The sequence below is a fragment of the Streptomyces lacaronensis genome, from assembly GCF_047337785.1.
In the GTDB taxonomy this organism is placed as follows: domain Bacteria; phylum Actinomycetota; class Actinomycetes; order Streptomycetales; family Streptomycetaceae; genus Streptomyces; species Streptomyces lycopersici.
Window position 1 is genome coordinate 4,323,097 of sequence record NZ_JBLHDK010000003.1, and the last position, 14,705, is coordinate 4,337,801.

Annotated in this window: 12 protein-coding genes; 4 read left to right on the forward strand and 8 right to left on the reverse strand. The window is 69.5% G+C overall.

Annotation, left to right across the window (positions count from 1 at the left end; all coding sequences use genetic code 11):
- Positions 1–20 precede the first annotated feature (20 nt).
- Together ACMTAK_RS18140 and ACMTAK_RS18145 are read right to left on the reverse strand one after the other, a co-directional pair.
- Positions 21–1,055 carry a CBS domain-containing protein gene (locus ACMTAK_RS18140; protein ID WP_413807189.1) on the reverse strand — a complete coding sequence of 345 codons (1,035 nt, stop codon included), beginning with the start codon at positions 1,053–1,055 and terminating at the stop codon, positions 21–23.
- Between the two features lie 8 nt (positions 1,056–1,063).
- Positions 1,064–2,872 carry a GmrSD restriction endonuclease domain-containing protein gene (locus ACMTAK_RS18145; protein ID WP_413807190.1) on the reverse strand — a complete coding sequence of 603 codons (1,809 nt, stop codon included), beginning with the start codon at positions 2,870–2,872 and terminating at the stop codon, positions 1,064–1,066.
- Positions 2,873–2,994: 122 nt separating this feature from the next.
- On the opposite strand from ACMTAK_RS18145, the gene brxD reads away from it, so the two are divergent.
- Together brxD and ACMTAK_RS18155 are read left to right on the forward strand one after the other, a co-directional pair.
- Positions 2,995–4,332 (forward strand): BREX system ATP-binding protein BrxD, encoded by a 1,338-nt coding sequence (brxD, locus tag ACMTAK_RS18150; protein WP_413807191.1) that lies wholly within the window; start codon positions 2,995–2,997, stop codon positions 4,330–4,332.
- Positions 4,329–6,473: a DEAD/DEAH box helicase gene (locus ACMTAK_RS18155; RefSeq protein WP_413807192.1), complete on the forward strand. Its 2,145-nt coding sequence runs from the start codon at positions 4,329–4,331 to the stop codon at positions 6,471–6,473. The genes brxD and ACMTAK_RS18155 overlap by 4 nt, the downstream gene beginning before the upstream one ends.
- 431 nt (positions 6,474–6,904) lie before the next feature.
- Here the strand turns inward: ACMTAK_RS18155 and ACMTAK_RS18160 are convergent, their stop codons facing one another.
- The 3 genes from ACMTAK_RS18160 to ACMTAK_RS18170 form a co-directional block, all read right to left on the reverse strand.
- Entirely contained in the window at positions 6,905–7,366 is a 462-nt protein-coding gene (locus tag ACMTAK_RS18160; protein WP_413807193.1) for a hypothetical protein, read from the reverse strand.
- 93 nt (positions 7,367–7,459) lie between these two features.
- Positions 7,460–7,858, reverse strand: coding sequence for a DUF427 domain-containing protein (locus ACMTAK_RS18165; RefSeq protein ID WP_413807194.1), 399 nt, complete (start codon positions 7,856–7,858; stop codon positions 7,460–7,462).
- Positions 7,859–7,930: 72 nt separating this feature from the next.
- A complete protein-coding gene (locus ACMTAK_RS18170) occupies positions 7,931–8,485 on the reverse strand; it encodes a MarR family winged helix-turn-helix transcriptional regulator (protein ID WP_413807195.1) in 555 nt (184 codons plus the stop codon).
- Positions 8,486–8,607: 122 nt separating this feature from the next.
- Between ACMTAK_RS18170 and ACMTAK_RS18175 the strand changes: the two genes are divergently transcribed.
- Positions 8,608–11,016, forward strand: coding sequence for an MFS transporter (locus tag ACMTAK_RS18175; protein ID WP_413807196.1), 2,409 nt, complete (start codon positions 8,608–8,610; stop codon positions 11,014–11,016).
- 94 nt (positions 11,017–11,110) lie between these two features.
- Here ACMTAK_RS18175 and ACMTAK_RS18180 read toward each other — a convergent pair whose 3' ends face one another.
- Positions 11,111–11,428 carry a hypothetical protein gene (locus tag ACMTAK_RS18180; RefSeq protein ID WP_413807197.1) on the reverse strand — a complete coding sequence of 106 codons (318 nt, stop codon included), beginning with the start codon at positions 11,426–11,428 and terminating at the stop codon, positions 11,111–11,113.
- A gap of 217 nt (positions 11,429–11,645) precedes the next feature.
- On the reverse strand, positions 11,646–12,914 hold the full coding sequence (locus ACMTAK_RS18185) for an MFS transporter (protein WP_413807198.1): 1,269 nt from the start codon (positions 12,912–12,914) through the stop codon (positions 11,646–11,648).
- Positions 12,915–13,038: 124 nt separating this feature from the next.
- Between ACMTAK_RS18185 and ACMTAK_RS18190 the strand changes: the two genes are divergently transcribed.
- Positions 13,039–13,929 (forward strand): LysR family transcriptional regulator, encoded by an 891-nt coding sequence (locus tag ACMTAK_RS18190; protein WP_413807199.1) that lies wholly within the window; start codon positions 13,039–13,041, stop codon positions 13,927–13,929.
- Positions 13,930–14,056: 127 nt separating this feature from the next.
- Here the strand turns inward: ACMTAK_RS18190 and ACMTAK_RS18195 are convergent, their stop codons facing one another.
- Positions 14,057–14,569, reverse strand: coding sequence for a GNAT family N-acetyltransferase (locus ACMTAK_RS18195; RefSeq protein ID WP_413807200.1), 513 nt, complete (start codon positions 14,567–14,569; stop codon positions 14,057–14,059).
- Positions 14,570–14,705: the final 136 nt, after the last annotated feature.

Here is a 14,705-nt window from a genome sequence, read left to right on the forward strand (position 1 = left end):
GGTCCGGCACCCGGCGGCCGTCAGGTGTACAGGCGGAGCAGCCCGAGGAACTGGCGTAGTTCCTGGCAGAGCTTCTGCGACAGCGGCTCGGGGTCGAAGTGCGCGATCATGTTGCGGATCTCCCGCACCCGGTCGAGCTGCCGTACGAACTGGACACGGTCCGCGAGCGACCAGCCGAGAGCTTGCCAGTTCTGGTCCGCCTTCTGGCGGAGCGCCGGGTTCTCCTGGTGGCCGTCGAGAAGTTTCACGTAGCCGTTGAACATCAGGTCCGTGATCTGACCCGTCTGCTTGTTCTTCCGCTGGACCGCGCGGATGGCGTCCGGTTCGAGCGCCGCGCCCAGGCACTTGCGGAGCCGGAACTCAATCTCACCGATGACGAAGAAGGGCCATGCCGTCGCCTCGAAACGCTCGGTGACGTCAGCAGCCGTCACGATTCCGGTGATACGGCCGCTCATGTCCCGGACGAGCAGGTAGCCGTACTCACTGATCATCGGCAACAAGGAGAAGAAATCTCCGTGGACATCGGCCGTCGGTGGATCTTCCACCATTGCGTTCGCGAGGGCGGCGTCCTCGTTCTTCTCGTACATCCTGGCCACCGAACTCCAGGTGACCACACCGCGCAACGTCGATATGCCGTCGATGACCGGAACCTGAGAGTAGTTCTTGACGAGCATGAGATGGGTGGCCGTCTTGACCTGCGCGGTGGACGGAACGGAGTCGACCCCATTACGGGCAGCCGGAAGGTCACCGATTCTGAAGGAATGCTGCGGCAGCGTCCCTCGTGACAGTGCGTCCTGCTCCGCCTCCTCGTCCTCCCCGCCGTCGGGCTCCGGGGGCGCGACCGACTCCTCGGGGACGACCTGCACCTCGCCCCTGAGGCTACAGTGGGCGAAATAGGGGATGGTCGAGAGTCCGGCATCTTTCAGCGTCTGCGTGATGAACAGGACGGACTGTTCGTTCCTCACCCGCGTGCCGAAGAGCGCGAGAAGCTCGGAGACCGGGATCAGCTTCCCCCGGAGTTCGCGGAGCTGCTCCTCGGACGGTGCATGCGACATTCCCGCGCTCACCAGCTCGCCGTGTCACGGAAGACGGTGCGCTTACCCATGGCGGACCTCACCAGGTCGAGCAGCTGCAGGGCACGGTTCTCGTAGAAGCGCTCGAAGTCCGCTTCGTGCAGGGCGGCCGGATCGATGAGATGAGTGGCGAGAACGTCGTCGAACCACTCCGGGCGCATCCCGGACTCCAGCGTGAGCGACTTGAGGTACACGGCGGGAGATCCCACGAGGCTGCGGCTCGCCCGGGCGGACAACGGCGTCTTGTTGACGATGGAATTCGCCTTGGCCGATTGCGCCGAGACGTTCTTGGCGATCCACCCCTTGGGGAAGATCTGTCGCACCTCCACGTTGTACTCGATCAGCCGACCCGCCGTGAGAGGCGCCTCGGTGAAGTACCAGTCCACCGCACCCTGCTTGACCAGCAGGGCGTAGATGCCCTTGTAGGCGGCGCTGTTGCGCGTGGTGAGGCTGTCCAGCCGGTCGTCCAGGAAGGCGGCTTCCGCGATCGTGTCGGGGAGGGTCCCTTCCTCACCGCGGATCCAGCCGATGAGCTGCTCCACGTCGCGCGTGAAACGGCTCTCGGTCGACCCGCCGTACATCTCGCCGAGCACCCCGCACCAGTACCACTGGGCGATCCGCTCGTCCGAGCCCGGCGTGTCCAGCTCCTCGCCGAGGACGGCGCGGACGGCGGCCAAGGGCACGAGCTGGGTGCGGTACGGAAGGTCGCCGGTGCGGACGATGCACTGCTGCTCCAGAAACGCCCCCACCCACTTGAACGCCTCCGCCACCCGTGGCGCCAGGCGCCGGAAGTCCGTAAGCGGCAGCCGCAGCAGGTCGCGGCGCTTGCAGGAGACCGAGCTGCGCTGGCCCGCCTGCTTCTCCTCCCAGGTGCGGACGAGCGCGACGGCCTGGAGGAAGTCACTGCTGCTCAGACCGTCCTCGACACCGGCCTCCATGCGGCCGAACACCGGATACGACGAGGTCAGGTCCTTCTTGATCTGCTCCCACTCGACCGGGAGCCGGTAGTAGTCGCCGCGCTCCGCGACATGCTCCTGGTTGCCCGCGTAGGTGGCGGTCAGCAGCTCGAAGACGTTGAGCGACACACCACCGGTGTTGACCCGTTCGAAGACGGCACACACTGCGTCCATCGTGGTGGAGGCCGGGAGCTTGATCATCGGTACCTGGAACTGCGTCACATGGTTGAGGACCTGCTCCTGGAATGTGCTCCAGGTCTCCCAATTCGCAGCGTCGGCCTTCACGAACTCTTGCAGCCACTGGGTCACGCGCTGCATGTCGAACACGATGTGGAGCGGAAAGAAGCCGGCCGCGCACTCCTTCTCGACCGTGCTCAGATCGAGGACGACCTTACGGGCGAAGTCACTCCGGAGGATCCGGTCCTCGGGCACGGAGACGACCGCGTCGTCACGGTCCGCCGGTGCTCCGATGGCCTTGGCGATGTCGATGTAGTACCAGCGCTTGAGGTCCTTCCCCCGCGTGTCGACCGTCTCAACCGGTTGATCCCGGTACAGGGACTGGTACAAGGAGGTCATGCGCTGCTGCCCATCCAGGAGCAGTAAGTCCGGCGTCGTTCCCTCGGCGCTCTCCGCACCGCTCAGCGTGCGGGGCTTGAACTGGGCCGTTCCACCAGTCTGCAACGCCATCACGACGCCGAGCGGATATTCGAGCGTCACGGTCGCGATAAGGGCCCTGATGCGTTCGTCATCCCATTTCCACTCGCGTTGGAAATCAGGAAGCTGAAGGGCTCCGCATGCGACGTCCTTGAGAACGTTGCCGAGATTGAGGCCGTCGAGCGCCACGCTGGGTCGTCTCCCCGATTGAAGCTGAACGGTGAACGTACGATTGCACCAAGTGACCAACCGTGCGTCAAGTGCAATGGTTGACCCCTCAGGTTCGCCTCTCGCAGTGCGAGACTGATGGGGTGAGTACCGACAGCCTCGGCCGATCCGGACCCGTCAGCGCGGCCCGGCGCCGTGACGTCATCGACGCGCTTCGGCGTGGTGCCGTTCCCGAAAGCGGGCTCGATCTCCTCGCGACAGGTCTGGAACGGTTCGAGAGCGCGCTCGACTCGGAACTCGACGCTGCCGCGTCGGGCGCTTCCGTCTTCAAGGCCGTCCGAGGCGAGTACGGATCCGGCAAGACGTTCTTCACGCGGTGGCTCGGCGAGCGTGCCAAGCGCCGTAAGTTCGCCGTCGCCGAGATTCAAGTCTCCGAGAACGAAACACCGCTGCACAAGCTGGAGACCGTCTACCGCCGCCTCACCGAGCGGCTGACCACACCCGGATTTCCCCCGAGCGCCCTGCGGCCCGTGGTGGACGCGTGGTCCTACGCCCTGGAAGAAGACGCTCTCGCCGACGGAGCCTCGGAGGAGGAGCTGCCCGACGAGGTCGAACGGCTGATGACGGCCCGGCTCGTCGAGGTCTCCCGGCACGCTCCGTCGTTCGCCATCGCGCTTCGCGGATACCGGAACGCGCTCGCGGTCGGCGACGAGGCCACCGCGTCAGCGGTCATGGCCTGGCTGGGCGGTCAGCCTCATGTGGCCGCCGCGGCCCGCAAGGCGGCCGGTGTGCGCGGCGATCTGGACCACTTCGGCGCCCTCGGCTTCCTGCAGGGGCTGTTGACCGTGCTGCGCGACTCCGGACATGCAGGGCTCTTCGTCGTCCTGGACGAGGTGGAAACGCTCCAGCGGGTCCGCTCCGACGCGCGCGACAAGGCGTTGAACGCACTGCGCCAGCTCATCGACGAGGTGCACTCCGGGCGCTTCCCGGGGCTGTATCTGATGATCACCGGAACACCGGCCTTCTACGACGGGCAGCAGGGTGTCCAGCGGCTGGCCCCCCTGGCCCAGCGGCTGGCCACCGACTTCAGCACCGATGCCCGCTTCGACAACCCCCGAGCAGTGCAGCTCCGGCTGTCCGGTTTCACACTCGAATCGCTCATCGGTCTGGGACTGACGATCCGCGACCTGTACGCGAATGGTTCATCGAACCCTGACCGCATCAAGGCCCTCGCGGACGAGACCTACATCGCCGATCTCGCCAAGGCCGTGGGCGGAGCGCTGGGCGGCAAGGTGGGTGTGGCGCCCCGGCTGTTCCTGAAGAAGCTCGTGGGCGATGTCCTCGACCGTATAGACCAGTTCGAGGAGTTCGACCCACGCGAGCATTACGCCCTCACCGTGAATACGTCGGAGCTGAGCGAGATCGAGGCCAACGCCGCGGCCGCCACGAGCGCCGGTGACATCGCGCTGGACCTTCCGTGACGGAAGTTCCCGCTGGCCCCGACCCACTGGACCGACTGCACCGAGGTCTGGTCCACCACATCGTGAATACCCTGGGCTGGCTGGGCCTGCGACCGCTCCAGGAGGAGGCGATCGCGCCGCTGATGGCCGGGGCGGACGCGGTGCTGCTGGCGCCCACCGCCGGAGGGAAAACCGAGGCGGCATGCTTCCCCGTGCTGTCGCGGATGGCGGAGGAAGGTTGGACCGGCACCTCGGTGCTCTACGTCTGTCCTCTCAAGGCGCTGCTGAACAACTTGCTGCCCCGGCTGGAGACGTACGCCTCCTGGCTGGGCCGCACCGCCGCCCTCTGGCACGGTGACGTTCCCCAGACCCGTCGCAAGCGCATCTTGCGCGACCGGCCGGATGTGCTGCTGACCACGCCGGAGTCATTGGAGGCGATGCTGGTCAGCGCGAACGTCGACCACCGAGCCTTCTTCTCGGGGCTGCGCACGATCGTCGTCGACGAGGTGCACGCCTTCGCGGGGGACGACCGCGGCTGGCATCTGCTGGCCGTACTGGAACGGCTGGAGCGGGTGGCCGGCCGGCCGGTCCAGCGTGTCGGGCTCTCCGCGACGGTGGGCAACCCCGAGGAGCTGCTGACCTGGCTACAGGGGTCCGGAGCCGGGAAGCGCACGGCGCGGGTCGTCGCTCCTCACCTGCGGGAGAAAGCTCCGGCGCTCCCCCCGCCCGGAGACGTCGAACTCGACTATGTGGGTTCGCTGGCCAACGCCGCGACGGTGATCGCGGCACTGCACCGGGGTGAGAAGCGTCTGGTGTTCTGCGAGGCGCGCCGGGACGTGGAGAAGCTCGGCGAAGCACTGCGGGCGAAAGGAGTGACCACCTTCCTCTCCCACGCCTCACTGTCCGCGGACGAGCGGCGCCGGGCGGAGGAAGCCTTCGCCGAAGCCCGTGACTGTGTGATCGTCTCCACAAGCACACTGGAACTCGGTATCGATGTCGGTGACCTGGACCGGGTCATCCAGATCGACTCGCCAGCAACGGTTGCCTCCTTTCTTCAGCGGCTCGGCCGCACCGGCCGCCGGCCCGGGTCGAAGCGCAACTGCCTCTTCCTGGCGGTGGACGAATCCGGGCTGCTGTCAGCGGCCGCCCTTCTCCTGCTCTGGTCCCGCGGCTGGGTGGAACCGGTCGTCGCTCCGCCGGAACCCCGGCATCTCACCGCCCAGCAGATCCTCGCCCTGTGCCTTCAGGAACACCGTGTCGGCGACCGGTTGTGGCGGGACTGGTGGGGCGGGCTCAGCCCGTTCGGGGCGTCGGCGGAGCCCATCGTGCGTCATCTGCTCAACGAGGGCTATCTGAATCTGGACGGCGGGCTGATGTTCATCGGTCCCGAGGCGGAACAGCGCTTCGGCTTCCGGCACTTCATGGACCTCACGGCGGTGTTCACCGCCGCACCTGAGTTCACCGTGCTGTCCGGCCGTACCGTGATCGGTACGACTGACCCCGCGCTGCTCACCGACGAGATCGTGGGGCCGCGGCGACTGCTGCTCGCCGGGCGCAGTTGGCAGGTTACCTATATCGACTGGTCGCGGCGGCGCTGTTTCGTCGAGCCGGTGGACGGGGGCGGAAGGGCTCGCTGGGGCGGCGTCGGATTTGCCCGCGCCGCCTCGTACGAGCTGATGCGGGCGGCGCGGGAAGTGCTGCTCGGTACGACGCCTCCGGTCAGACTCACCCGGCGCGCCGAGGGGGCACTCGCCCAGGCTCGCGAAGCGAGCACCGACCTGGTGCATCCCGGTGGCACAGTGATCATGCGGAGCGGACGGGACACGAACGTCCGCTGGTGGACATGGGCGGGATACCGCGCCAATGCCACCCTCGCCGCCACGCTCACCTCTGTCGCCGACCCCCTCCAGCGACCCACGGACGCGTATGTCCGGCTGCGCGAGGACATCACCCCACAGGAATGGAAGGAAGCCGCTGCGGAGGGCGCCGAGCACCTGTGCCTACCCGCAGTGGATCCGCGTGCCCTGATCGGCTTGAAGTTCAGCGCGGCACTTCCACCGCGCCTCGCCGAGGCGACGCTGGCCGCCCGCCTGGCCGATCTCGACGGAGCGTCCGCGGCGCTCCGCGAACCGGTCAGGTTCACGACGCCGAGTAGGGGCTGAGTCAGCGTCTGCCCTGCCCTGACTCACAGCTCGTCGCCGTCCATCCCAGGTGCTTTGCGTGGTCAGAGAGCCGGATACCCTCCCGCACCGAGCGCTGAAAGTGCTGCGCCCCGTGCTGCCTGGCGCCACCGCGAGGCTGCAGCACCCACTGGATCGGACGGCCTTCCGCTGCCTCGCCTTGCCTGCCGCTCTCCGCGTTGTCTGATCGCGCCGAGCCGGGCGCCGGGCGACCCCGTTCATCACTCCTCATATTGATCAGATTTTCACATCTTCGCCCTTCCGTAGCATCCCTGATGTCACGTCACGAGATAGGTAGCGGAGGTGAGCGGCCCAGCCACGGAACGTCGGGGACACGGGCTCTTGTTGCCGCACAGGTGACGCGGCGGTCATCGGCAACGCCGTTAAACGGCGGCGGGTAAAAGCCATGCCGGTCAGATGAGGGGGCACCGGAGGTCCCGGGTCCAGTGGTTGGGGGTGCACGTCACCAGGGCCAGGGAGAGGAACGACGTGCGGCCCAGGTAGAAGCCGAAGGAGACGTCCGTGCCGTGGGTGAGGCGGTCGGTGGCCGTGGTGACCAGGCGGGACAGGCGGGCGGTGTCGGCTTCCTGGTGGGAGAGGAAGCCGGGGGCGTGTTCGGTCAGTTCGCGGCCCAGCCAGGCTGCCGCGTCCTTCGGTTCTTCGAAGGTGGCGCGGATGAGGGTGGGGGATTTCAGGAGCCAGAGGGATGTCTCCAGTGGGGGGAGCTCCGAGTGGCGGAACGTTTCCAGGAGCGTGCGGTAGTGCTCCTCGTCCTCCGTCGTGACGGGCGGGTGGGGGCGGTCGGGCGGGCGGCGGAGGGCCTCCCGGTCGAACAGCTCCTTCTCGCCCAGCCACGAGTACGCGTGGATGTGCACGCGTCAGGAGTTCCCCCTGGGGGTCTTTCGGAAGGCCCCTGACTGGGTGATGTCAGGGTGGGGCACCCTGCCGGTCTGTTGGTGTTCGTTCTCTTAGTTTGTGACGTCGATCTTTGCCACCTCGTCGTAGAACGACAGATGGTCCTTGATCTCCGACACCTTCTCGATCGGCTGCGGGTACGCCCACACCACGTCCGGCCGCGGCTCCGCGCCCTCGCCTGCCGCGCCGCGGTAGGTCCAGTACGCGGCCTCGCCCTTGAAGGGGCAGACGGTGTGGGTGTCGGTCGGCTCGAAGAGGGTCAGGTCCACGTCCTCCGGGGGGAGGTAGTAGCGGACCGGGAGACCGGTCTCGTGGACCAGCAGGGGGCGGGTCGACTCGGCGACTACGCGGCCGTCGATCGTGACCGTGACGTGCTGCGCGCCGCGCTCCACGTCCACGCGGTGTCCGCCGCTGGTGCCGGTGGTCTTGGGGTGGGAAGCGGGGGTGGACATGTCTTCCTGGCCTCCTCGGTGGGTGTGACGGGCGTCATGCCTTTGCCCCTCACAACACTCTTCGCGGCGCCCTCATTCCGCGGTGCGGGCCGCCTCGTCCGTCTCCCGTGGCCAGGCGCGGCCGTCCTGGCGTTCCACCTCGCGGTTGAAGCGGGTCAGGACGTCCTCGAAGCGGGCCACCTCCTCGGGAGGCCACGACTCCAGTAGCCGGGACAGGTCCTTCCGTCTGCACGTCCGTTCCGCCGTCATGCGGTCGGCTCCCTGCGGGGTGACGCGGAGCTTGCGGGCCAGGCCGCCCTCCGGGTCCGGGATGCGTTCGACGAGGCCGGCCCGGAGCAGGGCGCCGGTCTGGCGGTTGACGGTCGAGACGTCCAGCTGGAACGCGTCGGCCAGCTGGCCGATGGTCATCGCACCCTCGGCGTCCAGGCGGGAGAGGAGCAGATAGCCGGAGCGGTCCAGGCGGATGGGAGCGCACGGTTCGGCGGGGGGAGCTGTGCCGGTGTTCGGCTGCGCCGTGGGGTCCTGGGCGTCCGCCGCCTGGCCCTTTCGTTCGCGGGGGGTCAGGACCGAGCACCTGGCCACCAGCATCAGCTCGCGTTCCAGTCGCTCCAGCCGACGATCCAGCACGATTCCTCCTCGCCTCCCCCGCGCCCCTCAATGGAAGTGTGCACGATACACACCCTGTGTAGGATGCACATCTCTCATGCTTCCATCAATACTCCTGAACTTTCTTTGGAGGCGGCATTCGCATGCCCCAGTCAGCCCCACCTCGCGTCGCGGAACATCTGAGCGCCGCGCCGTCCGGCACGCCGCTCCCGCGGGAGGTCGGCGGCGGCTTCGTGGCGGTGCTCGCGTTCTGCGGCATCGCCGTGTCCGTGATGCAGACACTGGTCGTTCCGCTGGTCACCGAGTTGCCCCAGCTGCTGCACACCACCAGCTCCAACGCGTCCTGGGTGGTCACCGCCACCCTGCTCGCCGGTGCCGTCTCCACGCCCGTCATGGGGCGGCTCGGGGACATGTTCGGCAAGCGCCGGATGCTGATGGTCGCGCTGGCGCTGATGGTCATCGGCTCGCTGACCTGCGCCGTCACCTCCGACCTGGTGGTGATGGTGATCGGCCGGGCCATCCAGGGCGGGGCCATGGGGGCCGTTCCGCTCGGCATCAGCGTCATGCGGGACGAGCTTCCGCCGCACAAGCTCGGCTCGGCGATGGCCCTGATGAGCTCGTCGCTCGGCATCGGCGGCGCGCTGGGGCTGCCCGCCGCCGCGTTCGTGGCGCAGCACACCAACTGGCATGTGCTCTTCTACGGGGCCGCGGGGCTCGGCGTGATATCCATCGCCCTCGTGCTCGCCGTCGTCCCGGAGTCCTCCGTCCGTACCCCCAGCCGCTTCGACGCCATCGGCGCGCTCGGGCTGACGGTCGGTCTCGTCTGTCTGCTGCTGCCGATCACCAAGGGCGGTGACTGGGGGTGGACGAGCGGCACCACGCTCGGGCTGTTCGGCGCGTCCGTCGTGATCCTGCTGCTCTGGGGCGTCTTCGAGCTGCGTACCGCCGAGCCGCTGGTCGATCTGCGGACCACGGCGCGGCGCCAGGTGCTGCTGACCAACCTCACCTCGATCATGGTCGGCTTCTCGTTCTACGCGATGTCGCTGATCCTTCCGCAGCTGCTGCAGCTGCCGGAGGCCACCGGGTACGGCCTGGGCCAGTCCATGGTCATGGCCGGGCTCTACTTCGCCCCCATGGGCGTCGCGATGATGCTGGTCTCCCCGCTGTCCGCGCGGATCAACGCCTCGAGCGGGCCGAAGGTCTCGCTGGTCCTCGGGCTGATCGTCATCGGCGCGACGTACGGTGCGGGGCTCGTCATGATCGACCACATCTGGCAGATCGTGGTGCTCTCCACCGCGCTCGGCGTCGGTATCGGCATCGCGTACTCGGCGATGCCGACCCTGATCGTCAGCGCCGTCCCCGCCGCTGAGACGGGTGCGGCGAACGGGCTCAACACCCTCATGCGGTCGATCGGCATGTCCACCTCCAGCGCGGTGGTGGGCGTGATCCTGGCGCACCAGACCATCGACTTCGGTGGGGTGGCGCTGCCGAGCAAGGACGGGTTCAAGATCTCGTTCCTGGTGGCGTGCGCCGCCTCGGTCGGCGGTCTGCTGATCGCCCTCTGCCTGCCGGGGCGGCGGCGCGCGGGGCGGGTGGCGGGCTCGGGTCCCGCTGCCACTTCGGCTCCGGTGGTTGATTCCGCCCCTGTTGCTGATTCCGCCCCTGTGGTTGATTCCGTTCCGGTTGGCGCTTCGGCTGGTGCTCCGGTTGCCGTCGCTGCCGCGGAGCCGCTCGACAAGGACGCCGAGGTCGTCGACGACCTCCCCGTCCTCACCGGCAGCGTCATCCACGGCCGTGTCCTCGGCCCCGGCGACACCCCGCTGGCCGACGCCGCCATCACCCTCATCGACACGGGCGGCCGCCAGCTCGGCCGTGCGGTCACCGGCCGCGACGGCCGGTACCGGCTGCCCGCCCCCGACGCCGCGAGCGTCGTCCTCATCGGCTCGGCCGCCGGACATCAGCCGCAGGCCGCCACGCTGCTTGTCTCGGATCTGCCGGTCGTCTGCGATCTGCGGCTGTCCGGCGGGGGCGGGCTGACCGGGTCCGTACGGGCCGTCGGCGGGGAGCCGCTGGCCGGTGCGACCGCCACCGCCACCGGGCCCGAGGGCGAGGTCGCGGGGTCGGTGACCGCCGACGAGAAGGGCGAGTTCGCGCTGCCGGAGCTGGCCCCGGGGACGTACACGCTGACCGTGGCCGCCGCCGGGCACCGGCCCTACGCCGCCCAGGTGGAGCTCACCGCCGGTGAGCCGCTGCGCGTGGACGCCGAGTTGCCGCCCGCGGCCCGCGTCCGGGGCACCGTGCGGGACCGGGGCGGCCTGCCGCTCGGGGACGCGCGGGTCTCGCTGCTGGACGCCTCCGGGGACGTGGTCGGCCAGGTCATCACCGGTGCGGACGGGTCCTTCGGCTTCGAGGCGCTCACCGGCGACCACTACACGGTGGTGGCCAGCGGCTACGCCCCGGCGACCCGCCAGATCACGGTCGGCGGCGCGGCGGGCACCGAGCGGCGGGATGTGGACTTCCTGCTGGGGCACGGCGACGACGGCGAGGAGTGAGGCCGGGCGTCCGGGCCCTCAGCGGCAGGGCCCGGACGGAGCATGACGTAATGAGGAGCATGTAAGGAGCGGCGCCCTGGGCGCTGCTCCTTACTCATTCGTCCTCCTCGGCGAGGCCCTCCTCGGCGAGGCCCTCCTCGGCAAGCCCCTCCTCGCCAAGCCCCTCCTCCTCGGAGACCCCCTCCTCCTCGGGGAGGCTCTCCCACGCCTCGCCCTTCCGGTACAGCTCGAAGCCCTCCTCGTCCGCGATGGACTCCGCCTGGGCCCGGCTGCGGAGGGAGATCTCGTACGTATGGCTGTCGACGGTCGCGTGGACGCCCGAGCCGTCGGTGACGGTCTCGATCGAATGCGTCTCGTAGATCACGCGTCCCGGCTCGCACTTGCTCCAGACCACGTGCATGCTCACTGCCATCGGACCCACTCCCGCAGACGAGTCCCCTGGTTTCAGGGTCTCACCTGATCGCCGCGTACACATGGCCTGACATGGCCGTCAGGCCTTATGTGCCCCTCACGGCCCGACGTGCCCCTCACGGCCCGACGTGGCCCTCACGGCCCGACATGGCTCTCATAGCCTTACGTGGCCCTCAGCCCTACGTGCCCCTCATGGCCTCCCCACTCCCCGCGGCCCCTCACCGCCGTCTCCCGAACAGCACCACGTTCGCCAAGGCGAGGACCACCAGCGCGCCCCCGAACCACATCACACTGGGGACCGCGATCCCGTCCGCCGCCCGGCCGCCCAGCAGCGCGCCCAGCGATATCGCCACGTTGAAGACCCCGACGTACAGGGCCGACGCCGCCTCCCGCGCGTCCGGCGCCGCGTGCAGCACCCAGGTCTGGCAGGTCACCGACACCCCGCCGTACGCCAGGCCCCACGCCAGCAGCAGTACGGCCGCCCCCGCCGCCGTGGCCCCGGCCACCGGGACCAGCAGCTCGGCCGCCGCCAGCAGGGTGAAGATGACCACGAGGGTGCGGCGCGGATCGCGGTGGGCGGTGGCGCCGGCCAGGAAGTTCCCGGCGATGCCCGCCACGCCGTACACCAGCAGCAGGGTGCTGATCGGGCCCGCCCCGGCCCCGGCGACGTCCTCGAGCACCGGGCGGACATACGTATACGCGCCGAAGTGGCCGGTGACCAGCAGCAGGGTGGTGATGAGGCCGGTCCGCAGCCGGGCGTTGCGGAACAGGCCCGGCACCTCGCGCAGCCGGATGGCGCCGGTGGCGGGCAGCGGCGGCAGGGTGACGGCCATGGCGGCGGCCACGGCCAGCGACAGGGCGGCGAAGGCGGCGAACGCGACCCGCCAGTGGACCAGATCGCCGATGAGTGTCCCGATCGGCACCCCGAGCACCGAGGCCACCGCGATACCGCTGAAGATCAGCGTGGTGGCGTGGCCCGCGGAGCGCTCGGGCACCAGCCGCACCGCGAGCCCGCCCGCGATGGACCACACCCCGCCGATGCTCACCCCGACCAGCACCCGGGCGATCAGCAGGACGGCGAAGCCGGGCGCGAGCGCGGAGAGCAGATTGGCGACGGCCAGCAGCCCCATCAGACCGCACAGCACCAGCCGCCGGTCGTAGCGGCCGACGGTGACGGTGAGCAGCGGGGCGGCGAGCGCGGCGACCAGACCGGGCACGGTCATGGCCAGCCCCGCCGTACCGTCCGAGACCCGGAGCGCGGAGCCGATCGAGGTGAGCAGGCCGACCGGCAGCATCTCGGTGGTGACCACCGCGAAGGTGCCGACCGCGACGGCGACGACGGCGAGCCAGGCTTCGAGCCGGGCCCCGAGCCGGGCTTCGAGCCGGGCCCCGAGCCGGGCTTCGAGCCGGGCTCTGAACGGCGAGCGCACCACCGGAGGTGACCCGGATGTGCCTGCCGGAGCGCTGAGTTCCGTGCTACTGGACATGTCTTTAGCGAACAGCTGTGCCCCTGCCGGAACAACGCCGAAGTTTTCAGCCTTCCATGAGCGAGGCTCATCAATCGGTGGAGCCTCATCAATCGGTGATCGATATCAGTGTCGGTGGGAGGCCATGGCCGAGTTGGAGATCCGCGAGCTGGAGTGCTTCCTCGTGCTGAGCGAGGAGCTCCACTTCGGCCGCGCGGCGGAGCGGCTGTACGTCTCGCAGAGCCGGGTGAGCCAACTGCTGCGGAACCTCGAGCGCCGGATCGGCGCCCGGCTGCTGGAGCGCACCAGCCGCCGGGCGCGGCTGACCCCGCTCGGCGAGCGGTTCCTGGCCGAGCTCCGGCCCGCCTACGAGGCGCTGTACGGGGCCTTCGAGAGCGCCCGCGGAGCCGCGCGCGGGGTGGACGGCGTGCTCCGGATCGGGTTCCAGGGAGCCGCCGACGAACGAGTGACCGCGGCCATCGCGGCCTTCCGGGAGCGCCACCCCGGCTGTGAACCGACGACCGTGGAGATTCCGCTGGCCGATCCGTTCGGGGCGGTGCGGGCCGGCGAGGTGGACGCCGCGATCGTCTGTCTGCCGGTGGCCGAGCCCGATCTGGTCCTCGGCCCGGTCTTCTCCAAGCAGCCGCAGACCGTGGTGGTCCCGGCCCGCCATCCGTTCGGGGACCGCGGCCGGGTGGACGCCGAGTCGCTGGCCGACTGCCCGCTCATCGGCCCGTCCGCCCCCGCGCCGCGCTACTGGCACGACGCGATGGCGCCCGCCGCCACCCCCGGCGGGCGGCCCATCCCGCGCGGGCCGCTGGTGCACACGCTCCAGGAGGGGCTGGCGGCGGTCGCGGCGGGCCGGGGCGGGATGCTGCTGTGCGCCCCGACGGCGGAGTACCACCGCCGCCGGGACATCACCTTCGTACCGGTCCAGGGGGTGCCGGACTCGATGCTCGGGCTGGTGTGGCGCCGGGCGGACGAGACCGCGCGGTTACGGGCGTTCGGGCAGGCGGTGGAGGAGCTGTGCACGTAGGCGGCGCGGCGGCCTGGGCCAACGCCCTTAGCCTGCCCACGTATCGGCCAGCCCACGTATCGGCCAGCCCACGCTTCGGCCAGCCCACGCTTCGGCCAGCCCACGCTTCGGCCAGCCCACGTATCGGCTAGCCCACGTCCCTGCGCATGCACACCCGTGGCCAGCGGTCCAGCCCATGGCCGGCCTCGCTGAGCCGGATCTCACGGAGCCCGGGGGTCAGCTCGGCCTCGGTCAGGGCCCGGAAGCCGCATCGCGCGGCGTAGTACGGGGCGTTCCACGCCACGTCGACGAAGGTGGTCAGGGTGAGCGCGGGGACACCCTCGCCCGCGGCGCGCTCGGCGATGTGGTCGATCAGGGCCCGTCCCACGCCACGGCGGGCGCTGTCGGGGTGGACCGAGACCTGCTCGATATGGATGTTTCCGTCGACGGGGTCGGTGATCAAGTACGCCATCGCCCGGTCGGCGTCGTCCACCGCGACCCAGGCCCGTCCGGTCCGCTGGTAGCGGCTCAGCTCTTCCAGGCTCAGGGGCTCGTCATCGGCGACTTCGTCCATTCCGATGTCCCGGAAGCAGAGTCCGGCGGCACGCTCTATGTCCTGGAGGACGGGGAGTTCTTCACTGGTGCTCGTTCGAATCCGCACCGCACCATCATCCTCCGGAACGCCGGGACAAAGGCGTGCCCCCCACCGCCGTGGAGAGCACCCTTCGGCCGTTCCTTCATATGAACGCATATGGACGCATATGAACGCCACCGGACCGAGGGCACCCCAATGACCT

What these genes read in the sequence shown, in the direction of transcription:
- ACMTAK_RS18190 (WP_413807199.1), top strand. Translation starts at nt 13,039, where the DNA reads ATGGCCGAGTTGGAGATCCGCGAGCTGGAGTGCTTCCTCGTGCTGAGC.
- ACMTAK_RS18140 (WP_413807189.1), bottom strand. Translation starts at nt 1,055, where the DNA reads ATGTCGCATGCACCGTCCGAGGAGCAGCTCCGCGAACTCCGGGGGAAG.
- ACMTAK_RS18185 (WP_413807198.1), bottom strand. Translation starts at nt 12,914, where the DNA reads ATGTCCAGTAGCACGGAACTCAGCGCTCCGGCAGGCACATCCGGGTCA.
- ACMTAK_RS18180 (WP_413807197.1), bottom strand. Translation starts at nt 11,428, where the DNA reads ATGGCAGTGAGCATGCACGTGGTCTGGAGCAAGTGCGAGCCGGGACGC.
- ACMTAK_RS18175 (WP_413807196.1), top strand. Translation starts at nt 8,608, where the DNA reads ATGCCCCAGTCAGCCCCACCTCGCGTCGCGGAACATCTGAGCGCCGCG.
- ACMTAK_RS18165 (WP_413807194.1), bottom strand. Translation starts at nt 7,858, where the DNA reads ATGTCCACCCCCGCTTCCCACCCCAAGACCACCGGCACCAGCGGCGGA.